18 protein-coding genes are annotated in these 21197 nt (G+C 74.8%); 10 read left to right on the top strand and 8 right to left on the bottom strand.

The window, feature by feature from the left end; translation table 11 throughout:
• Positions 1-56 precede the first annotated feature (56 nt).
• Together ACIP93_RS17870 and ACIP93_RS17865 are read right to left on the bottom strand one after the other, a co-directional pair.
• Positions 57-305 (bottom strand): hypothetical protein, encoded by a 249-nt coding sequence (locus ACIP93_RS17870; protein WP_345219522.1) that lies wholly within the window; start codon positions 303-305, stop codon positions 57-59.
• Positions 306-426: 121 nt separating this feature from the next.
• Positions 427-1989 carry a PucR family transcriptional regulator gene (locus ACIP93_RS17865; protein WP_401759962.1) on the bottom strand — a complete coding sequence of 521 codons (1563 nt, stop codon included), beginning with the start codon at positions 1987-1989 and terminating at the stop codon, positions 427-429.
• A 195-nt stretch (positions 1990-2184) separates the two neighbouring features.
• On the opposite strand from ACIP93_RS17865, the gene ACIP93_RS17860 reads away from it, so the two are divergent.
• On the top strand, positions 2185-2619 hold the full coding sequence (locus tag ACIP93_RS17860) for an ATP-binding protein (RefSeq protein ID WP_345219520.1): 435 nt from the start codon (positions 2185-2187) through the stop codon (positions 2617-2619).
• Positions 2620-2657: 38 nt separating this feature from the next.
• Here the strand turns inward: ACIP93_RS17860 and ACIP93_RS17855 are convergent, their stop codons facing one another.
• Entirely contained in the window at positions 2658-3074 is a 417-nt protein-coding gene (locus ACIP93_RS17855; protein ID WP_345219519.1) for an STAS domain-containing protein, read from the bottom strand.
• Positions 3075-3442: 368 nt separating this feature from the next.
• On the opposite strand from ACIP93_RS17855, the gene ACIP93_RS17850 reads away from it, so the two are divergent.
• On the top strand, positions 3443-3835 hold the full coding sequence (locus tag ACIP93_RS17850) for an STAS domain-containing protein (RefSeq protein ID WP_345219518.1): 393 nt from the start codon (positions 3443-3445) through the stop codon (positions 3833-3835).
• Here ACIP93_RS17850 and ACIP93_RS17845 read toward each other — a convergent pair.
• Entirely contained in the window at positions 3792-4805 is a 1014-nt protein-coding gene (locus ACIP93_RS17845; protein ID WP_401759957.1) for a DMT family transporter, read from the bottom strand. The genes ACIP93_RS17850 and ACIP93_RS17845 overlap by 44 nt on opposite strands.
• 204 nt (positions 4806-5009) lie before the next feature.
• The gene (locus ACIP93_RS17840) at positions 5010-7220 is read right to left on the bottom strand and encodes a PQQ-binding-like beta-propeller repeat protein (RefSeq protein ID WP_401759954.1); all 2211 of its coding nucleotides are present in this window, start codon (positions 7218-7220) and stop codon (positions 5010-5012) included.
• Positions 7221-7590: 370 nt separating this feature from the next.
• On the opposite strand from ACIP93_RS17840, the gene ACIP93_RS17835 reads away from it, so the two are divergent.
• Positions 7591-8247, top strand: a complete 657-nt coding sequence (locus tag ACIP93_RS17835; protein ID WP_401759951.1) for a DUF4232 domain-containing protein — start codon at positions 7591-7593, stop codon at positions 8245-8247.
• Between the two features lie 22 nt (positions 8248-8269).
• Here the strand turns inward: ACIP93_RS17835 and ACIP93_RS17830 are convergent, their stop codons facing one another.
• Positions 8270-9256 (bottom strand): GlxA family transcriptional regulator, encoded by a 987-nt coding sequence (locus ACIP93_RS17830; protein ID WP_401759948.1) that lies wholly within the window; start codon positions 9254-9256, stop codon positions 8270-8272.
• Between the two features lie 71 nt (positions 9257-9327).
• Between ACIP93_RS17830 and ACIP93_RS17825 the strand changes: the two genes are divergently transcribed.
• The 4 genes from ACIP93_RS17825 (at position 9328) to xdhC (ending at position 15883) form a co-directional block, all read left to right on the top strand.
• Positions 9328-10722, top strand: coding sequence for an MFS transporter (locus ACIP93_RS17825; protein ID WP_401759945.1), 1395 nt, complete (start codon positions 9328-9330; stop codon positions 10720-10722).
• A gap of 472 nt (positions 10723-11194) precedes the next feature.
• Positions 11195-12691 carry a xanthine dehydrogenase small subunit gene (locus tag ACIP93_RS17820; RefSeq protein WP_401759942.1) on the top strand — a complete coding sequence of 499 codons (1497 nt, stop codon included), beginning with the start codon at positions 11195-11197 and terminating at the stop codon, positions 12689-12691.
• Positions 12688-15072, top strand: a complete 2385-nt coding sequence (xdhB, locus tag ACIP93_RS17815) for a xanthine dehydrogenase molybdopterin binding subunit (RefSeq protein WP_401759940.1) — start codon at positions 12688-12690, stop codon at positions 15070-15072. The genes ACIP93_RS17820 and xdhB overlap by 4 nt, the downstream gene beginning before the upstream one ends.
• 1 nt (position 15073) lies before the next feature.
• Positions 15074-15883, top strand: a complete 810-nt coding sequence (gene xdhC / locus ACIP93_RS17810; RefSeq protein ID WP_401759937.1) for a xanthine dehydrogenase accessory protein XdhC — start codon at positions 15074-15076, stop codon at positions 15881-15883.
• 30 nt (positions 15884-15913) lie between these two features.
• Here xdhC and ACIP93_RS17805 read toward each other — a convergent pair whose 3' ends face one another.
• Positions 15914-16873 (bottom strand): helix-turn-helix transcriptional regulator, encoded by a 960-nt coding sequence (locus ACIP93_RS17805; RefSeq protein WP_345219510.1) that lies wholly within the window; start codon positions 16871-16873, stop codon positions 15914-15916.
• Between the two features lie 117 nt (positions 16874-16990).
• Between ACIP93_RS17805 and ACIP93_RS17800 the strand changes: the two genes are divergently transcribed.
• Positions 16991-18061: an NAD(P)-dependent alcohol dehydrogenase gene (locus ACIP93_RS17800; RefSeq protein ID WP_401759933.1), complete on the top strand. Its 1071-nt coding sequence runs from the start codon at positions 16991-16993 to the stop codon at positions 18059-18061.
• Between the two features lie 54 nt (positions 18062-18115).
• On the opposite strand, the gene ACIP93_RS17795 is transcribed toward ACIP93_RS17800, so the two are convergent.
• Positions 18116-18448: a hypothetical protein gene (locus ACIP93_RS17795; protein ID WP_401759930.1), complete on the bottom strand. Its 333-nt coding sequence runs from the start codon at positions 18446-18448 to the stop codon at positions 18116-18118.
• 260 nt (positions 18449-18708) lie between these two features.
• Between ACIP93_RS17795 and ACIP93_RS17790 the strand changes: the two genes are divergently transcribed.
• The gene (locus ACIP93_RS17790) at positions 18709-20574 is read left to right on the top strand and encodes a protein-arginine deiminase family protein (RefSeq protein WP_401759928.1); all 1866 of its coding nucleotides are present in this window, start codon (positions 18709-18711) and stop codon (positions 20572-20574) included.
• A 41-nt stretch (positions 20575-20615) separates the two neighbouring features.
• Positions 20616-21050: a VOC family protein gene (locus ACIP93_RS17785; protein ID WP_401759925.1), complete on the top strand. Its 435-nt coding sequence runs from the start codon at positions 20616-20618 to the stop codon at positions 21048-21050.
• Positions 21051-21197 lie beyond the last annotated feature (147 nt).

Raw genomic sequence — 21197 nt, 5'->3', positions numbered from 1 at the left:
GCCCCGGCCCCGGTTCTGCGACCGGTGTCCGGGGCGTCCGCGCGTGACGCCCGCTCCTACGGCAGGATCACCGCGCGCAGCCCGTAGTCCAGCTCCGAGCCGTCGACCAGCAGTGCCTCGACCGCCGGTGTCGCTGCGTCGATGTCCGCCACCAGGCCGCCGCCCGCGTAGCGCGGGTAGCCGGAGGAGCCGGTCTCGCCGGTGGCGGTGACCTCCTCCGCGCGGACGGCCGTCTCCTGCACGGTGGCGGGGTGCCCCTCGACGTGCTCGGGCACCAGGTAGATCGTGAAGCGCTCGGTAGCCATGCCCGCAATCTAAGCCGCCGCGCACCGCACGGCACCCGGGGCGCGCTCGCGGGGCCGCGCGCTGCTGCGGACCCGGCTCGGCGGGCGCGGCGCCGTCCTCGTGCGCCCCCGCCCGTTCGCCTCAAGCGCTCGGCCGCCCGGCTCGTGGGTGGTCGAAGCCCCCCAGGGTCCGCAGGTGCAGCCACAGCACGAGGCGCCGGTCGGGGTCCTGGAGGTCGGCGCCGAACTGCCGGCAGGCCTGCTTGAGCCGGTAGCGGCAGGTGTTGGGGTGCACCGAGAGCTCCTTGGACGCCCGCCCCACGTCGCAGCCCGCGTCCAGCCAGGCGGCCAGCGTGCGGGCGTACTCGGTGCCCTGCTCGGCGTCTGCCGCCACGATCCGCTGCCAGTCGCCCGCCCGGAGCCCGGGGTCCTCGCGGAGCACGGCGGCGAGCCGCAGCAGCGTCACCCGGGCGCGCACCTCGTCGACCGTGGCCACCGGCAGCCCGTCGTGCAGCAGCCGCAGCACCAGGTCGGCGTCCGTCCGCGAGCCGGGTACGCCGCCGGGTCCGGGCGCGACGGGGCCGAGCGCCGCCCGTACCGGAACGCGCAGCGCCTGCCCGGCCCGGTGCACGATGTCCTCGGCGAGCCGCCGGTGCTGCTCGGCGTCGCCGGACGCGGCCAGCAGGGCGTACACCACCCCGTCGACGCGGACGCAGGCGTGCCGGCCGCTGCGGGCCGCGCACTGGAGGCGTACAAGGTCCAGCAGCCGCAGCGAGGTCCACTCGCCGTCCGGGGCGCTGCCGGTGTCCGCCGGTGCGAACGCGGCGACGCGGACCGGGCCCGCCCCCAGCAGGCGGGTCGCGTCCTCGGGTTCCGCGGTACCGTCCAGCAGCCTGCGCAGCAGCTCGGTGTCGCGGTGGCGGGCCAGTTCCTCGGCGGCGCGGGCGCGCAGCAGGAGCAGGGCGGCGGTGGACGCGCCCTGGATGAGGGTCTTCTCGGCGTCGGCGGCCAGCGTCCCGTCGTCGACGACCCAGACGGAGCCCAGGGGCTCGTCCCCGGCCCGTACCGCGACGGCGAGCCTCGGCAGGTCGCCGTCGGTCAGCGCGGGCAGCCGCACGGGGCCCGGCGCGGCGAACACCGCCCGGTACTGGGCGGCGTTCGCCAGGCCCTCGGGGACCTGGAGGCCGAGGATGCCCTGCCGCCGGTCCTCGTCGACGGGCTGTCCGGGCACGGTGGAGTAGGCCAGGATCCGCTGGTGCGGGTCCTCCAGGCTGGTCGCCCCGCCGGTCGCCGTGGCGATGGCCCCGGCCAGGGCGAACAGGTCGGCGAGACCGTCGCCGCGGGCGGGCCGCGCCTCGATCGCCGAGGCCAGGGTGAGGTGGACGTGGTGCCAGGCCGCGCCCTCCTCGACGGACAGCAGGGCCACGCCGTACGCCTGGGCCTCCGCGACCGGCGCGTTCTCGGCGCCCCGGACCAGGACACCGGCCATCGCGGCCGCGGCGGCCTCCCGCACGAGCGGCCCCGCGTCGCCCGGCCGCACGCCGACCGCCAGCAGCAGGGCGCCGGGGGCGGCCGGGAGCGGGGCGTGGGCGTCGTACAGCAGCACCTCGGTGATCCGCACGGCGCCGTCGCGCGGCACGGCGAGCAAGCGCAGCGCCGGGCTGCGGACGACGTCGATCAGGTCGCCCAGGGCCCTGGCGTCCATGCGTGCTCCTTCGGGATCTCTGCGGGGGCCCAGTCTCTCAGCGGCGGCCGGGGCGGATCTCGTTGCCCACGGCGGCGCGGACTCTGAGACCATGCAGGGAACGTCGACGACCCCGTGCGCGCGGAAGGCGGAAGGGAGTGCGCCGGGCCGACGCAATGCCAGTGGCTGAGAGTGATGTGGGGAAGGACCGTCGGGATGTCCGACGCACACGACGACGGCCTCGCCGTCGACATGCACCTCGAATCCGCCCGGGGTCTGCGGGCGGCCCAGGCGCGTGAGCAGGTACGGAAGTTGATGACCGCGTGGGCCGCCGCGTACGCGCAGGCACCGGTCGGGGACGCCTTCGCCACCAGGCTGCAGGACGCGCTGCTGGCCTGCTCCGAACTCGTCAGCAACGCGCATCGGCACGGCGGCGGGCTCACCCGGTTCGCGGCCCGCGTCGAGGGGGACGTGCTGCTCCTGGAGGCCGACGACCGCAGCCCGGAGCCGCCGGTCGCGCCCACCGGGGTGCGGGTGGGTCCGGGAGGCTTCGGCTGGGCGCTCGTGCAGACGGTCGCCACGGAGACCGCGGTGCGGGTGCACCCTGGGGGCGGCGGCAAGACCGTGACCGTACGGCTGCCGCTCGGCTGACCGGGGGCCGCGACGGGACGAGGGGGTGCGGTCCGTGCTCAGCCCGCGGCGGGGTCCGGCGGGAGGGCCGGTGGGGCGGGGTGCGGGACCGCCGGGGCGAGGGACTGGTCGGCGAAGTCGAAGTAGCAGTGGGCCCCGGTGAGCTCGAAGAGGCGCTTCACCACCGGTCGCAGCCGGCTGTCGATCCCCAGCCGGCTGCCCCGCGCCCGGCAGTGCCGCTGTATGTCGAGCATCAGGTGCAGGAACGAGGAGTCGGCGAACACCAGATCGCTCAGGTCCACCCGGACGGAACCGCTCGCGGCGAGGGCCGCCCGGATCAGCGCGAGCTGGAGCGTGGGCGCGGACTGCCAGTCCACGCTGCCCGTGAGGCGTACGGTGCAGCAGCCCGCACCCATGGTGACGCTCAGGCGGTAGGCGCTGTCCTTCTCACCCGGCATCAAGGCTTCACCCGGCATCGGGTCGCTCATTCCTTGTTGTGCGTTCATCACCACATCGCGCAGACGTTCGTGCACTCCGCCTTCCGGTGTGAGCATGGCCAGGACGCGCATCCGTCTTTCGATGCGAGGGGGTGGAGCGGCCGGTCGGCGCCGCGGAGGCGCACCCTCCGGGGTCGTCCGCCGCCCCGGCACACCTGTCCGGGGAGCACCGGCCGCACCAGCTTCCCATGCACCGGTACCCGTGAAACAGCATGGGATGATCACACGATCGGGTGTAACTCGACGGTCATTCCTCCACCTCTGCAAGGGTGTTCGGTTCCGCGCGGCCTCCCCCGCCGGGCGGGGACGCCGCCCGGGACCGGCGGGGGGGGCCGTATTCTCTCCTCATGGAGCGAAGCACTTCTCCGAACGACGGACCTGCCGCGACCCGGACGGGCCGCGGCAGGCCGGGGACGGAAGGGACGGCGGCGTCCGCGCCCGTGGTGAGCGCGTCGGGCGACCTGGACTGGGACAGCTCCGACGCCTTCGGCGAGCGGCTGCGGCAGGCGACGGCGGGCGACGATCCGCTGGTGGTCGTCGATCTGGCCGCGGTGACGTTCGCCGACTCCTCCGTGCTGCACGCCCTGCTCACCGCGCACCGGACGCTGGAGGCGCGGGGCGGCGCGCTGGCGATCGCCGGACCGCTCTCGCCGTCGGTGCTGCGCCTGTTCGAGATCTCGCGGGCCGACGCCTACCTCAACCTCGTGGACGATCTGGAGACGGCTCGGAAGCTGTCGTAGCCCCGCGGGGCGCGGGCGCCCCGCCGGTGACGACCCTGCCGGGGCCGCCGCCGGGGAGCGCGGCGACCGTGACGGCCACCAGCGCCAGGGCGATGCCGGCGACGGTGGCGGCGGTGACCTCGGTGCCGCCGTGCGGCAGCAGCAGGTCGAGGGCGAGGGAGCCGACCAGTTGGCCGGTGATCGTGCACAGTCCCAGCAGCAGGACCCCCAGCTTCCGCACGGCGGCGACCGCGATCGAGATGAACGCGATCCCGACGAGTCCGCCGAGATAGAGGTACGGCTCGGAGGGCAGCCGGTGCGGAAGGCCCGCGAGCGCGGCGTGCACCAGGAAGACGACGGCCAGCGCACCCGTACCGGCGAGGAAGTTGAAGAACGTGCCGGTGTACGCGGACCCGGACGCGTCGCGCACATGTCCGTTGACGGCCTGCTGCCAGCTCACGCACACCCCGGCCACCAGCGGCAGCACGAGCGCCGCGTACGGCAGGTTCCCGCCGAGCTTGTCGGCCACCGACAGGACGACGGCCGCCAGCACGAGGAGCGCGCCGACGACCCGGCGCCGGGTGGGCCGTTGCGGTCCGGCCGGGCCGAGCCCGACGCGGTCGAAGACCAGCCCGCCCGCGACCTGGCCCGCGACGACCGCCACGCTGAACAGGGCCACTCCGAGCACGCCGACGGTCAGCCCCTGGGTGAGCACGAAGGCCGCCCCGCCGAAGCCGCCCAGCACCTGCCACGGGCGCAGCCGCCGGGCGCGGACGTCCCGGACGACGCGCGTGACGCCGCGCCGGGCCGTGCGCACCGCGCAGAGCCCGAGGGCCAGCACGAGGAGCCCGGAGCCGAAGGAGAGCACGGCCGCGGCGGATCCGTCGCCGCCGAGGCCGGCGGCGAGTCCTCCGGTGAGGCGGGACTGGAGGGAGATCAGGGCTCCGGAGAAGACGGCGAGCAGCAGCCAGGGGGATGTGGCGGTGGGCATGGCGGACGACCTCCGAAGAGTGGTTCTGGCGCGGCACGCCGGGGCCCGGGACACCCGTGCGGAGGCGTCCGGGCCCGCGCCGGACCGACTGTTCTTTGTAGCCGAGGCCTCCGCGGCGGGCGCGGGCGGGTCGCGGGCCCGCCGGACGGCGGCGCGCGATCGACGGGCCGCCCGTCACGTTCGCGGCCCGGCCCCCGGCGGTCCTCAGCCCGTGGCCGGGGGCCTGCGGGTGTCGAAGGCCACGAGGGTGTTCCGCGCGGCGGCCACGACCAGGGCGCGTCCCGCGACGGCCGCCCGGGGGCTCGCGCCCTGTTCGCCGGTGAGTCCGTCGGCCTGCGGGCCGGTGGTCCACAGGACGGTCCCGTCGTGCGGGGAGAGGGCGACGACCCGGCCGGTGGCGGAGCTGAAGTAGAGCGCGCCGAGTCCGGCGACGGGGCCCGAGGCGCCCTCGACGCTGGTCTGCCGCACCCATTTCCGGCGGCCCGTCAGGGGGTCGAGCGCCGTGACCCGGCCGGTCTGCCCGCTGACGTACACCGTGCCGTCGGCCATGCCCGGCGTGCCCTCGACGGGCTCGGGCAGGCGGCTGTACGTCACCCGGCGGGTGGCCGGGTCGAAGCGGGCCACGCCCTCGTAGCCCGCCATGGCCGGGCCCCGCAGGTGGACCTGGAGGAGGACCAGCCGGCCGGCGGCCACGCCCATCGGCACGGCAGGTCCGTCGACGGCGACCGGCCGGCCGGGGACGCCGGAGGCCCGGTCGAGCGGGCGCAGGGTGGGGTGGCGCACCTCGACGTCGTCGATCTCCGCGCTGGGCGCACACATCGCGTACAGGTGCGGGCCGGCCGGGACCGGCGAGCACTGGGTGCGCGCGGGGAACGGCGTCGTCCAGGCGAGCCTGCCGCTGCGCGCGTCGCGGGCCTCGAAGCGGGTGTTGGCGGCGTCGACCGTGACCACGGAGGAGCCCATCAGCACCGCGTCCTGCGAGCGGCCGGTGACGGCCATGGACTGGGCGCCGGAGGGCGCGGACCACCGTTCGCGGCCGTTGTCCGCGTCGAGGGCCACCACTTCGCCCTTCGGGTACCGGTCGGAGATGCGGTAGCCGAGCACCGTGTCGGCGGTGGCGCCGACCAGGTGCATGCCCTGTACGGGGACGCCCGGGCTCGTACGCGTCCACACGCGGCTGCCGTCGGCGCTCCTGATGCGGGTCGCGAGGACGCCGCCGCCCCCGCAGAACAGGGTGTCGCCCCGGGCGATGCAGCGCAGTTCGTCCGGGATGTCCTCGCGGCCGCCCCGCACGCTGGTCCTCCAGGGGGTGAAGCCCTTGGGGAGGGGGACGCCGGGTGCGGCGACGCTGTGGCTGCGGCCGTCGTCGCGGGGGTCGGTCCTGCTGCCGAGGCCGTCGGTGGTCACCGCGGCGATGCCGCCGCCGACGGCCGCCACCGCGACCGCGGCCGCGAGCACCGGCCGCCAGCTACGGCGCAGGCGGCCGCCCGCGGGCTTCTCGGCGGCGGGGTCCGGGCCGGGCGCCGTGGCGTCCCGGGCCGGGGGGTGGTGCTGGGTGGCCGTGTCGCGGGTGCGGGCGGGCGCGGCCGGGGCGGCGGCGTCGCCGAGGTCCGTGGGCAGGTCGCGCAGCCGGACGAGGAGTTCACCCGCGGTGGGGCGGCCCTCGGGCTCCTTGGCCAGGCACGGCTCGACGACCGCGCGCAGCAGCGCGGGCACGGGGCCGAGCGCCGGTTCCTCGTGTACGACCTGATAGGCGCTCAGGTACGGGCTGTCCGCGTCGAAGGGCCCCTGGCCGGTGGCCGCGTACACCAGCAGCGTGCCCAGCGAGAAGACGTCGGAGCGCGGTCCGACCCCGCGCGGGTCCTGCAACTGCTCCGGCGACATGAAGGGCGGGGTCCCTATGACGCGGCCCGTCATGGTGAGCGTCTGCTGGTCGGCGGCGCGGGAGATGCCGAAGTCGATGACGCGCGGGCCCTCGGGCGAGAGGACGACGTTGGAGGGCTTGAGGTCGCGGTGCACGACGCCCGCCCGGTGGATGTCGCGCAGCGCCTCGGTCAGGCCGATGGCGAGCGTCCGCAGGGGAGCGCCGGCCAGCGGGCCCTCGGTGGAGACGCGCTGGGCGAGGGTCGGCCCCTCGATGTACGTCGTCGCCATCCACGGCTGCTCGGCGTCCGGGGCGGCGTCGACGACGGCGGCGGTGAACGCCCCGCTCACCCGGCGGGCCGCCGCGACCTCCTGGCGGAAGCGGATGCGGAACTCCTCGTCGGCGGCGTACTGCTGGTGGATCAGCTTGATCGCGACGGGGCGGCCCGAATCCGTACGGCCGAGGAAGACCGTGCCCATGCCGCCCGAGCCGAGGCGTGCCTCCAGCCGATAGCCACCGATCTCGGCAGGGTCACCTCCGCGCAGCGTCACTGGGGCCTCTCGTTCTCCTGGTGGGTGCATGTGCCTTTCGCCCCACAAAGTAGCCGCCCGGCGGGGGTGCGGGGCAAGGCGGGTTCCGCTCGTGGCGTGAAGGTGCGCGGGCGGGCGGGGGCGGGCGGTCAAGATCCCTCGTGTCACGGGTCCGTCCCGGCGTCCGCCGGGCGGCGGTCTCCCGCGGAACCACGGCCCTGGCCGTACGGGGAAGGGGAACCGGGGGCGTTCCGAGGGGCGGGGCGTGTAACAGCCCTGTACGACGGGCCGGTCCGGCGGAACGATTCGGCGGCCCCGGCGGCTCCTTGTGACCAGTGACGCCGTTCCCACCGGGCGGCACGCCCCGCCCACCGACGCTGAGGAAGAAACGATGCGCGTACAGAAGTTCACCCTCGCCGCCCTCGCGGTCGCCGCCGGCCTGTCCCTCACCGCCTGCCAGAACGACGACGGCGCGGCGCGGGGCGGCCCGTCGGCGGCGCCGACGAACGCGCCGTCGGGCGGGGAGGCGGGCACGGGCGGCCCCGCCGGGAGCGAGAGCCCCGGCCCGGCGGACGGCGCCGCCACCGCGGGGAGCGGGAGCGGGTCCGGCACGGGCGGCAAGGCCGCCAAGTGCCGTACCGGCGGACTGAGGATCACCGCGACGGACGCCACCGTCGGCGGCGACGAGGACAGGACCGTCGCCGTGGAGCTGAAGAACACCGGCAGCGGCCCCTGCGCGATCTCCGGGTTCGCCGGCGTCGACCTGAGGACGGAGGAGGGCACGCTGTCCGCGAAGCGCACCGGTGAGCCGGTCGTCGCCGGCACGCTCAAGAGCGGCGAGTCGACGTACTTCGGCATCCACTACCCGGCCGGTGACAGCGGCGGCACGGGGGTCCGCGTCACCGGCCTGGTGGTGACCCCGCCCGACGAGACAACCCCGGTCGCCCTCGCCTGGCCGGGCGCGGCCTCGCTGCCCGTGACGGACGGTTCGGGCAGGCCGGTCACCGTCGGCCCGGTCGGCAGCGCGGGGCAGGGCGGAGCCCAGTAGGGCCGCCGGGGGCCCGGACGCGTCAGGGTCTCGCGCGGAAGGCCCTGCGGTAGGCCGCCGGGGTCGTGCGCAGGGCGGCGTGGAAGCGGCGGCGCAGGTTGGCCGCGGAGGACAGGCCGACCCGGTGGGCGATGGTCTCCACCGGCAGGTCGGTCTCCTCCAGCAGGGCGCGGGTGGCGTCGATGCGGCGGTCGAGGAGCCAGCGGCCGGGGCTGATGCCGAGCTGTTCGGTGAAGCGCCGGGAGAGGGTACGGGGCGACAGCCGGGTGTGCAGCGCCATCTCGGCGACGGTGACCGGCTGGTCCAGGCGGGCGGCGAGCCAGTCCAGGAGCGGGGCCAGCGAATCGGTGCGGGGCGCGTGGGCGGGCAGTTCGGCGTACTGGAGCTGGCAGCCCTCGCGGTGCGGCGGCATCACCAGGTGCCGGGCGACGCGGCGCGCGTAGGCGGCCCCCTGGTCGGCGCCCACCAGGTGCAGGCACAGGTCCAGGCCGGCCGCTCCGCCGGCGCTGGTGGCGACGTCGCCGTGGTCCACGTACAGCACGGCCTTGTCCACCCGGACCCGTGGGAAGCGGTCGGCCAGTTCACAGGTGAGCCCCCAGTGGGTGGCGGCCCGGCGGCCGTCGAGGAGTCCGGCGGCGGCGAGGACGAAGGCGCCCGAGCAGATGCCGGCGACGCGGGCGCCGCGCCGGTGCGCCCGGCGGACCGCGTCCGCCACCGCCGGCGGCACGGGGGTTCCGGGCGGCCGGTCCCAGCCGGGGACGAGCACGGTGTCGGCCTCCTCCAGCGCCTCCAGGCCCGCCGTGACCAGGAGGTCGTAACCGGCCCGGGTGCGGACGGGGCCCGGGTGTTCGGCGCAGACCGCGAAGTCGTACCGGCGGGGGACGTCCGTGCCGTGATCGCCGAACGCCTCGGCCGCGCAGGCCAGCGTGAGCACCGGCTGCGGGGCGCTCAGCAGGGCGACGACCCGGTGCGGGGCCGCCGGACGGGGCGGCGTCGAGGGGCGGGACATGGCGGGAAAGTACCTCATCGTGTCGTTCCGGACACTGGGATTCGCCAATTGGTCTGAACCACTATGACCGGGTGACTTACGCGCGACGCCGGACAGGCGGCCAGGACCACCCCGACCAGGCGCATCGACCCGACCGGCCCGGCCGGCCGGACCGGCAGGGCGAACCGGGCCCGCGGGGCGCCCCGGACGGCGCCCCGCACGGCCGGAAGCCGGCGCTCCGCCGCAGGCCGCCCGCCGGCGGCCGTCCCCCGCTGTGGGACCGGCCCTTTACCCTCTTCTTCGCCGCCCGCACCGTCTCCCAGCTCGGCGACGCCATGATGCCGGTGGCCGCCGCGCTCGCGGTCGGCGCCGTGTACGGGATCTCCGGGGTCGGCCTGGTGCTCGGCACCTGGACGGGGACGTTCGTCGCCCTGGTCCTGTTCGGCGGGGTGCTCGCCGACCGGTTCGGGGCGCGCCGGATGATGGTCGGCGCGGACCTCGTACGGGTCGCCACCCAGGGCGTGCTGGCCATCGCCTTCTTCACCGGGACGCCCCCGTTCTGGCTGCTGGTGACCATGGCGGCGCTCGGCGGCGCGGCCGTGGCGATGTTCCTGCCGGGGATGAACGGGATGGTCCCGCTGGTCGCCCGCGAGCCGCAGCGGGCGAACGCCACCCTCAAGGTCGCCGACGCACTCGCCCATCTGGTCGGGCCCGCCGTCGCCGGGGTGCTGATCGCGCTCACCAACGCCGGGACGGTGTACGCGATCGACGCGGGCACCTTCGTGGTCAGCGCCCTGTGCCTGGGGTTCGTCCGCCTCGCCCCGGGCGTCTCCTCCCCCGCCGCGCGCGGCGGTTCGCTGCGGCGGGAGCTGCGGCAGGGCTGGCGGGAGTTCCGGGCGCGCACCTGGATGTGGTCGGTGATCCTCATCTGGATGGTCTACGGCGTCCTCGTCTTCGGCCCGCTGGTGCCGCTGAGTTCGGGGCTGATCGGGTCCCGGCTCGGTCCGGACGCGTACGGTCTGGCGGTCTCGTTCCTGGGGGTCGGGACGGTGCTCGGCGGGCTGTCGGCGCTGCGGGTGCGTCCGTCGCGGCCGCTGGCCGCCGGGGCGGTGGCGATGGCGCTGTACACCGTGCTGCCGCTGTGCGTGGCGCTGGACGCGGGGCTGCCGGTGCTGCTGACGGGCCATGTGCTCGGGGGCGGGGCGATGGCGTTCTGGTCGGTGATGTGGGCGACGAGCGTGCAGACCCATACGCCCGCCGCCGTCCTCAACCGGGTTTCCGCGTACGAGCTTGCGGGCTCGGTGTCGGGCATCGCGCTCGGTCAGGTGCTCGCGGGGCCCGCGCTCGCGCTGGCGTCCCCGGCGCGGCTGCTGCTGGTGTCGGCGGGCGTGTGCCTGGTGGGCTGCGTGGCGCTGTTCGCGATTCCGGCGATACGGGGGCTGCGACGGGCCGCCGTGGGAGAGGGGGCCGGCCCGGCGGCCGGATGAACGTACACACCGCCCTGGAGTATTCGTCGCTCCACTCGGAGCTTCCACCGAAGTGCCCGCGCGTTGCCGCGGGTTCCTTGACCCGTCTGCCCGCCGCGACTTAATTTCGAACAGTTCAACAAGGGAAGACCCGCGAGCCGTCGGGCCGGAAGGAGGCACTGTCGGATGTCTGTCATCTCCGATCTCCAGCGCCTCGCCCGGCGCACCGCCTGGGCTCCCGGCCGCGTGGCCCACGGCTGCTGAGGCGGCCCCTTCCGCCGGTGCGACCCGCTCACGGGCCCGGCGTCACCCTCTGATCTCCGCCACCGCCTGCGGGGTCAGCACACGCCTCCCCGCGTAGCGTCCGGTGTCCCCGCTCTCCGGGACGTACCGTCGCAAGCTGCACCCCGGCAGGCTGCACCGCCGAAGAGAAAGCTCCCGAAATGCCCGCTACGGCGATTAGGTCGACTGCGCCCCAAAAAGAGGTTCTGCCATGGTAAGCGCGCGCATCACGGTCAACGGCAAGGAAACCTCCCTCGCCCCGGACGCACCCCACACCACCGTGCTCGACTTCCTGCGCGAGCGCGGCCTGACCGGCACCAAGGAGGGCTGCGCCGAGGGTGAATGCGGCGCCTGTTCCGTCCTGGTGGCCCGGCCCGGCGTCAACAAGCCCACCGACTGGGTCGCGGTCAACGCCTGCCTGGTGCCGGCCGCCGCGCTGGACGGCCAGGAGGTCGTCACCGCGGAGGGCCTCGCCACTCCCGGCGCGGCCGGCACGCCCGCCGCCCTGCACCCGGTGCAGGAGGAGATGGCGGTCCGCGGCGGCTCGCAGTGCGGCTACTGCACGCCCGGCTTCGTCTGCAGCATGGCCTCGGAGTACTACCGCCCCGACCGCTGCGCGCACGAGGCGTCGCCCGACACCACCGACGCCGCGGGCACGGCCGACGGCACCTCGGACCCGGAGCACGGCCCCAACGGCTTCGACCTGCACGCGCTGAGCGGCAACCTGTGCCGGTGCACGGGCTACCGCCCCATCCGTGACGCCGCGTACGCCGTCGGCGAGCCCGCCGCGGACGACCCGCTGGCCCAGCGCCGCGAGCAGTCCCCGCCGGAGCCGGTGGCCACGGCGTACACCCAGGGCGACAGCACGTTCCTGCGCCCCGCGACGCTGGCGGAGGCCCTGCGCGTCCTGCGCGAGCGCCCCGAGGCGGTCCTGGTCGCCGGCAGCACCGACTACGGCGTCGAGGTCAACATCCGCTCCCGGCGCGACACCTGCGTCGTCGCCATCGACCGCCTCCCCGAACTGCGCGAGCTGCGCACCGAGGCGGAGTACCTGGAGATCGGCGCGGCCCTCACCCTCACCGAGATCGAGCGCCGCCTGGACGGGTCCGTGCCGCTGCTGGCGGAGCTGTTCCCGCAGTTCGCCTCCCGGCTGATCCGCAACGGCGCCACCCTCGGCGGCAACCTCGGCACCGGCTCCCCCATCGGCGACAGCCCGCCGGTGCTGCTCGCGCTGGACGCCTCGCTGGTCCTGGCCGGCGCCGACGGCGAGCGCGTGGTCCCCCTGGCGGACTACTTCACCGGGTACCGGCAGAGCGTGCGCCGCCCCGACGAGCTGATCCGCGCGGTGCGCGTTTCGACGCCGCTGTCGCGGGTGACGGCCTTCCACAAGATCGCCAAGCGGCGCTTCGACGACATCTCCAGCGTCGCGGTGGCCTTCGCGGTGGACGTCGAGGGCGGCATCGTCCGCAGGGCGCGCATCGGCCTGGGCGGCGTCGCCGCCACCCCGATCCGTGCGCTGGCCACCGAGGCCGCACTGGAGGGCAGGCCCTGGACGCAGGAGACTGTAGACGCGGCCGCCCGCGTCCTGCGCGGCGAGGGCACCCCGATGAGCGACCACCGGGCCAGCTCCCTCTACCGTTCCGCGATGCTCGGCACGAGCCTGAAGAAGCTGTACGCACAGACCACCACCGAGGCGGTTTCGTCATGAGCCATCTGTCCGAGCGCCCCGAGAAGCCCGTCGTCGGCGTCTCCATGCCGCACGAAAGCGCCTACCAGCACGTCACCGGCACCGCGCTCTACACCGACGACCTCGTGCACCGCACCAAGGACGTCCTGCACGCCTACCCGGTCCAGGTGATGAAGGCCCACGGCCGCATCACCGCCCTGCGCACCGAGCCCGCGCTCGCCGTGCCCGGCGTGGTCCGCGTCCTGACCGGCGCGGACGTACCCGGCGAGAACGACGCCGGCATGAAGCACGACGAGCCGCTCTTCCCCGACGAGGTCATGTTCCACGGCCACGCCGTGGCCTGGGTGCTCGGCGAGACCCTGGAGGCGGCCCGGCTGGGAGCGGCGGCCGTGGAGGTCGAGCTCGACGAGAAGCCCGCGATCGTCACCGTGGAGGAGGCCATCGCGGCCGAGAGCTTCCACGGGGCGCGCCCGCTGATGGAGACCGGTGACCTCGAGGCCGGTTTCGCCGAGTCGGCGCACGTGTTCACCGGCGAGTTCACCTTCTCCGGGCAGGAGCACTTCTACCTGGAGACGCACGCCGCGCTCGCCCTGATCGACGAGGGCGGCCAGCTCTTCATCCAGTCCAGCACCCAGCACCCGTCCGAGACGCAGGAGATCGTCTCGCACGTCCTCGGCGTCCCGGCGCACGAGATCACCGTGCAGTGCCTGCGGATGGGCGGCGGCTTCGGCGGCAAGGAGATGCAGCCGCACGGCTTCGCGGCGATCGCCGCCCTGGGCGCCAAGCTCACCGGCCGCCCGGTCCGCTTCCGCCTCAACCGCACGCAGGACCTCACCATGTCCGGCAAGCGGCACGGCTTCCACTCCTCGTGGCGGATCGGCTTCGACGCCGAGGGCCGCATCCAGGCCCTCGACGCCACGCTGACCGCCGACGGCGGCTGGAGCCTGGACCTCTCGGAGCCGGTGCTGGCGCGCGCGCTGTGCCACATCGACAACACGTACTGGATCCCCAACGCCCGGGTCGCCGGCCGCATCGCCAAGACCAACACCGTCTCCAACACGGCCTTCCGGGGCTTCGGCGGCCCCCAGGGCATGCTCGTCATCGAGGACATCCTCGGCCGGGTGGCCCCGCAGCTCGGCCTGGACCCCATCGAGCTGCGCGAGCGCAACTTCTACCGGCCCGGACAGGGCCAGACCACGCCGTACGGCCAGCCGGTCACCCAGGCCGAGCGGATCTCCGCGGTGTGGGAGCAGGTCAAGGAGAACGGCAACCTCGCCGACCGCCGCCGGGAGATCGCCGCGTTCAACGCCGCGCACCCGCACACCAAGCGGGCCGTCGCCCTCACCGCGATCAAGTTCGGCATCTCCTTCAACCTCACCGCCTTCAACCAGGGCGGCGCGCTGGTGCTGATCTACAAGGACGGGTCCGTCCTGATCAACCACGGCGGCACCGAGATGGGCCAGGGCCTGCACACCAAGATGATGCAGGTCGCCGCCACCACGCTGGGCATCCCGCTGCACCGGGTGCGCCTCGCCCCGACCCGTACGGACAAGGTGCCCAACACCTCCGCCACCGCCGCCAGCGCGGGCGCGGACCTCAACGGCGGTGCGATCAAGAACGCCTGCGAGCAGCTCCGCGACCGGCTGCGCCAGGTGGCCGGCACCCAGCTCGGCGGCAACGCCTCCGACGTGCGCATCGTGGAGGGCGTCGCCCGGGTCCTGGGCAGCGACAAGGAACTGGCCTGGGACGACCTGGTGCGCACGGCGTACTTCCAGCGGGTCCAGCTCTCGGCGTCCGGCTTCTACCGGACCGAGGGGCTGCACTGGGACGCCAAGAGTTTCCGGGGCACGCCGTTCAAGTACTTCTCCAACGGGGCCGCCGCGACCGAGGTCGAGGTGGACGGCTTCACGGGGGCGTACAAGATCCGCCGGGTCGACATCGTGCACGACGTCGGCGACAGCCTCTCCCCGCTGATCGACATCGGGCAGGTCGAGGGCGGCTTTGTGCAGGGCGCGGGCTGGCTGACGCTGGAGGACCTGCGCTGGGACACCGGCGACGGACCGCACCGGGGCCGGCTCCAGACGCAGGCGGCGAGCACGTACAAGCTGCCGAGCTTCTCGGAGATGCCGGAGGAGTTCAACGTCACCCTGATGGAGAACGCCACCGAGGAGGGCGCGGTGTACGGCTCCAAGGCCGTCGGCGAGCCTCCCCTCATGCTGGCCTTCTCGGTACGGGAGGCCCTGCGGCAGGCCGCCGCGGCCTTCGGCCCCGCCGGGGCGAGCGTCGAGCTGGCGTCCCCGGCGACGCCGGAAGCGGTGTACTGGGCCATCGAGTCGACCCGGGAGGGCGCCGGGGAAGACCTGGAAGCCGCCGCCGGCACGTCCGCGCTCAGCAATGCCTGACATGACCTGGGTGGCCGCGGTCGCGCGGTTGCGGGAGCGCCGGGAGACCGGCGTTCTCGTGACCGTCGCGACCGTGCGCGGCCACGCCCCCCGCAAGGCCGGCGCCAAGCTCGTCGTGGGGCGCACCGAGACGTGGGGTTCCATCGGCGGCGGCAACATCGAGGCCGTCGCGATCGACCGGGCCCGCGAGCTGATGGACGCCCGGGGCGCGGAGCCGGAGCTGATGGAGTTCGCCCTCAACGACAAGGTGTCGGGCCCGCACGGCGTGCAGTGCTGCGGCGGGGCGGTCAGCGTGCTGCTGGAGCCGCTGCCCGTGGTCCCGGCGGTGGCGGTCTTCGGAGTGGGACATGTCGGGCTGGAACTGTCCCGCATCCTGGCGCGGCACGAGATCGACCTGCACCTCGTGGACACCCGGCCCGAGATGGTCTCCGCCGAGCGGCTGGCCGTCCTCGCGGACGCGGTGGCCCAGGTGCACGCGCACCACGTTCCGCTCCTGCCGGAGGAGGTGCTCGCGGAGCTGGCTCCGGGCACCCATGTGCTGATCATGACGCACGACCACGCGGAGGACGCCGCCCTGTGCGACGCCGCCCTGCGCACCGCGGGCCTCGGCTCGATCGGGCTGATCGGCTCCTCCGCGAAGTGGGCCCGCTTCCGCAAGCGCCTCGCGGACGAGGGCGGTCACGACGACGCCACGATCGACCGGATCACCACCCCGATCGGCCTGCCGGACATCACCGGCAAGGAACCGGCCACGATCGCGGTGAGCGTGGCGGCGTCCCTGCTGCTGGCCTTCGAGGCGGACCGGGGCTGAGCGCCGCACGTCCCGCCGGGTCACGGAGGGTCACGGGAAGGGGTGGGGCGGGGGGAAGTCCGCCCCGGCGCCGGGCGCCGACCCGACCACGCCCCGCCCCGCGTCCAGGCGCCCCGTGCCCACGCTCGCCAGCAGCCGCAGCCCCGCCTCCGACTCCGTCCCCGGCTCCGCGTGGTACGTCACCAGGGACTGGTCGTGGTCGTCCGGCAGCCGCAGCGTCTCGTACGACAGGGTCAGCTCGCCCACCAGCCCGTGCCGCAGCCGCTTCACCCCGTGCCCCTTCTCCCGCACGTCGTGCGTCGCCCACAGCCGCCGGAACTCCTCGCTCTTCACCGACAGCTCCCCCACCAGTGCCGACAGCCGCGGGTCGTTCGGGAAGCAGCCGGCCTCCATGCGCAGGAAGCTGACCATGTCGGACGCCTTCTGGTCCCAGTCCACGAACAGCTCCCGCGCCCCCTCGTGCAGGAAGCAGATCCGCGCCCAGTTCCGCTCCTGCTGCGGCAGCGCCCCCCAGTCCCCGAAGAGGGCCGCGGCCATCCGGTTCCAGCCGAGGATGTCGGACCTGCGGCCCACCACGTACGCGGGCACGCCGTCCAGCGCGTCGACGAGCTGGAGCAGCGCGGGCCGCACCCGCTGCGGACGCCCCGCGCGCTTCTTCTTGTGGGCGGTGGGCCTGGCCAGGTGCGTGAGGTGGGAGTGCTCCGCGTCGGTGAGCCGCAGCGCGCGGGCGATCGCGTCCAGGACCTCGCCGGAGACGTTGCGGCCGTTGCCCTGTTCCAGGCGCGTGTAGTAGGCCACCGACACCCCCGCGAGCTGCGCCAGCTCCTCGCGGCGCAGGCCCGGCACCCGCCGGTGGCGGCCGAAGTCGGGCAGGCCGACGTCCCCCGGCTGGAGCCGCGCCCGGCGGGTGCGCAGGAACTCGCTGAGCTCGGCACGGCTGTCGAGGGGCTCGGTCGCGGGGGTGCGGGCGGAGGCGGGGCGGTCGTCCATGGTGTCCAGTATCCCGGGTCGTACGCACACCAGGGTGTCCCCGCCAGTAGTAGGACCACTGGACGTACGCAACGCGGTGACCTGGGCGGATGTCCGTACGGCTGGCACGGTGGGGGCATGAGCACCGCACAGACCAGCACCCAGAACACCACCACCGTCTCCGCCTGGGCGGCCCCCTCCGCGAAGGCGCCGCTGGAGCGGACCACGATCGAGCGCCGGGCCGTGCGCCCCTCCGACGTCCTGATCGACATCAAGTACGCGGGCATCTGCCACTCCGACATCCACCAGGCGCGCGACGGCTGGGGCGAGGGCATCTTCCCGATGGTCCCGGGTCACGAGATCGCCGGTGTCGTCTCCGAGGTCGGCTCCGAGGTCACGAAGTTCGCCGTCGGCGACCGGGTCGGCGTCGGCTGCATGGTCGACTCCTGCCGCGAGTGCGAGAACTGCCGGGCGGGCCTGGAGCAGTACTGCGTGCGCGGCAACGTCGGCACGTACAACGCCCTCGACCACGACGGCGAGCCCACCTACGGCGGTTACTCCACGCACATCGTCGTGGACGAGGCGTACACCGTGCGCATCCCCGACGGGCTCGCCCTGGACGTCGCCGCGCCGCTCCTGTGCGCGGGCATCACCACGTACTCCCCGCTGCACCGCTGGCAGGCGGGCCCCGGCAAGAAGGTCGCCGTCGTCGGCCTCGGCGGGCTCGGGCACATGGCCGTCAAGATCGCGCACGCGATGGGCGCCGAGGTGACCGTGCTCTCGCAGTCGCTGCGCAAGAAGGACGACGGCCTGAGGCTGGGCGCCGACCACTACTACGCGACCAGCGACGAGGCGACGTTCGAGCAGCTCAAGGGCTCCTTCGACCTGATCCTCTCGACGGTCTCCGCGCCGCTGCCGCTGGACAGGTACCTGGGCCTGCTGCGCTCGGAGGGCGCCTTCGTGAACGTCGGCGCTCCCGAGGAGCCGGTCTCCCTCAACCTCTTCTCGGTGATCGGCGGCGGCAAGACCCTCGCCGGTTCCATGATCGGCGGCATCCGGGAGACCCAGGAGATGCTGGACTTCTGCGCCGAGCACGGGCTGGGGGCGGAGATCGAGCTGATCGACGCCGACCGGATCAACGAGGCGTACGAGCGGGTGCTCGCCAGCGACGTCCGCTACCGCTTCGTGATCGACGCGTCGACCGTCTGAGCCGTACGGGATCTTCCGCGCCCGGTCCCGGAAGTCCGGGGCCGGGCGCGGGGCTCATTCCGCCGGGAGCGCGGCCAGCCGGAACTCCACCGCGTCCCCGTGCCGGGTGAACTCCCTGACCAGCCAGGCCCGTTCGCCGATCGTGCGGCCCGCGGCCGTGGTGTGGGCGGGTACGGCCAGTACCGGGTGCCCCGGGGCGCCCGCGCGCAGTTCCGCGTCGGCGGACGTGCCGTCGGAGAACCGCAGGTCCACCGGCAGCGACCGCGGCGCGGCCACGAAGGCCGCCGCGTCGGGCAGTCCCTGGAGGCGGCAGCGCACCCCGGGGAAGAGGTGGGTGTGTCCGCACACCGCCGGATACGTTTCCGCCGCGTCGCGCTGGTGGGGCATGGGAGGGCTCCGTTCGAGGGAGGGGGAGGGGGCGCAGTCTCTCCTCATCCTGGCGATGCCCGGGCGGGCCGGCCGGCCCGACCCGCCGGGGCGCCCTCGCGCGGGGCCGGTACCGGACCGGTCGGGACGACTGCGCACAACGATGTACGTCCGTTTCGTCACCTCGGACGACGCGCGTCCGGCATGACACCGGGAGCCTGGAAGAGGAACCGAGGTTCCTCCCTCCCTCCCTCCCTCCCTCCTTCGCGGAAGGAAACGTCATGCTGGGACATCACGCCCGTACGGCATCGGCGGTGCTCGTCGCCCTCCTCGCCACGGCCGTCACGACCGCCGCCACCGCGGCCCCCGCCCCCACCGCTCCCCCGGCCCCCGACCTGCGCGCCGACGTGAACCAGGACGGCCGCGTCGACCTGACCGGCGACACGGACGAGCCCGGCGAGGACCGGTGGCGGCCCGGCCGGGGCGCGGTCTTCCTGCCGAACCTGGACGACGACGCCCGCCGCTGCCGGGCCACCGCGGCCGACCTGGACCGGGTCGACCCGGCGGTGGACGAGCGGCTCGCCGCCTGCCACGACGCCGCCGACGAGCGGGTGAACGGAGAGCGCGACGCCCGGGACCTGGCCCCCCTGCGGGTGCGGCCGATGCGGGTGGCCGACGACGCCGCCGGACACCTCGGGGTGTCGCCCGCCCAGGCTCCGTACGTACGCCTCTTCGTCCGTAGGGGCGGTGAACTCATCGCTTTGAAGGGCGAACTGACGGCACGTGAGTTGCGTGCCGGAATCGAGCTCGCCGTCGAGGGGCGGGACGTGGTGCGTGATCCGCGCCGTTGGAACGGCGAGGTGGACATCGTCCTGACGGTACGTCAGGGGGGTGCGGCGGCGTCGGACCGCGTACGGATGCGGGTCGCGCCCGTGCTCGTGCAGCACGATCTCCAGCGCGCCGAGTCCGTGTTCGCCGCGGCGCCCGGACCCGGCAGCGGGATCGTGCCGGGCTGGATCGGGGCGCGGTACAGGCCCTCCGAGTGGAAACCCTTCGCGGACTCGCTGCGCAGGGCGGCCGAGCGGGCCGGGCTGCCGCGCGACAAGCTGACGTTCACCCCCGGGACCGCGCAGTGGTGGCGGGACATCTGGCGGCAGGACACGGTCGAGCCGGGGACGGTGAGCATGCCGGCGCCGGGCGGCGTGCACCGGATGCGGATGCTGCTGCGCGCGCCGGTGGTGTGGCCCGCGAGCGAGCTGGGGCCGAGCACGCTGAGCCGTTCGGCGCGGCTGCTGTTCCGGGAGCTGCGGGGGCCGGACGTGGGCGTGGTCCAGCAGTTCACCCGCGCCCGTCCCGCGAACGTGGACGACCTCCAGAACTTCGCCGGGAACTTCGAGTCCGTACCCCCGTACCCCGGGCATCCGCAGGGCCGCATCGTCTACGGCGCCAGCGCCGACCGGGCGCCCGACCCGTCCTTCGTGCGGATGCTGGCCGCGCAGGGGCAGCAGGCTCCGATCGCGGTCGACACCTCCTGGCTGCTGGTGGGACACACCGACGAGACGGTCCACGTCGTACGGGCGGACAACGCGCGCGGCTGGACCCTGATGGTCTCCGATCCCCGGCTGGCGACGCGCCTGCTGCGCGAGGCGTCCGCGCGGGGCGGGGGCGGCCGTCTCCTCTTCGAGGGGACGACCGCCGAGGACCGGCCGACGGTGGACGCCGTGCTCGGCGACGCGGCGTTCCTCGCCGGGAACGAGAGGGCCGCCCGGCACGTCGACGCCCAGGTGGACACGCTGCTGCGGGAAATCGGCCTGTCGGAGCGGGAGTTGGTGCGGGTGCCCGTGCTGTACGCCTGGGGGAGGTTCGACCCGTCGATCCCGCGGGAGCGGGCCGTCGCCTACTCCCCCGGCCTCGCCAACGGGCTGTCCCTGTCCGCCCGGGACTACGCGGCCCCGGACCCGCACGGCCCGATGGTGGGCCGCGAGGACCTGTTCCGTACGGCGACGGAGCGCGCCCTGCGCCGCCAGGGGGTGCGCGTGAGCTGGGTGGAGAACTTCAAATGGGCCCACCTGGCGGGTGGCGAGGTCCACTGCGCGACGAACGCCCTGCGCGACACATCGGGAGGAACTCCCTGGTGGCGGCCGTAAAGGAGTGTCCGAGCGGCGAACCCCCGCCCTACGATGGCGCGATGACCGAGATCAGGGACTTCCAGATCACCTTCGACTGCGCCGATCCCGAGCGCGTCGCCCGCTTCTGGTGCGAGGTGCTGGGGTACGTCGTGCCGGAGCCGCCGCAGGGGTTCGCCGACTGGGCGGCGTACCACCGCTCGCTGCCGCCGGAGCGGCAGGGCGCCGGGTTCGTCTGCCAGGACCCGACGGGGGTGCGGCCGAGGATGTACTTCCAGCGGGTGCCCGAGGGCAAGACCGTCAAGAACCGGGTGCACCTCGACGTGCGGGCCGGCACCGGACTGGTCGGCGAGGAGCGCCTGGCCGCGCTGGAGACCGAGTGCGTGCGGCTCGTCGCGCTGGGCGCCACGCGGGGGGAGCTGCTGTTGGCGGACGAGTTCAACGAGTCGTGCCAGAACATGCGGGACGTCGAGGGCAACGAGTTCTGCCTCGACTGAGCGCCCGCCCGGGCGCGGGCGGCGGGGGGGGGGGGGGGGGGGGGGGGGGGGCCGCCCCCCCCCCCCCCGCCCGCCCCCCCCCCCCCCCCGGGGCGGGCCCGCGGGGGGGTGGGGGTGGGGGGGAGTGGGTGTGCTACGGGTCCACGG

This window comes from Streptomyces sp. NPDC088745 (genome assembly GCF_044751045.1).
Taxonomy (GTDB): domain Bacteria; phylum Actinomycetota; class Actinomycetes; order Streptomycetales; family Streptomycetaceae; genus Streptomyces; species Streptomyces cremeus.
Note: the sequence above shows the minus strand (reverse complement) of the source record. Positions and strands in the feature narration are given on the sequence as shown.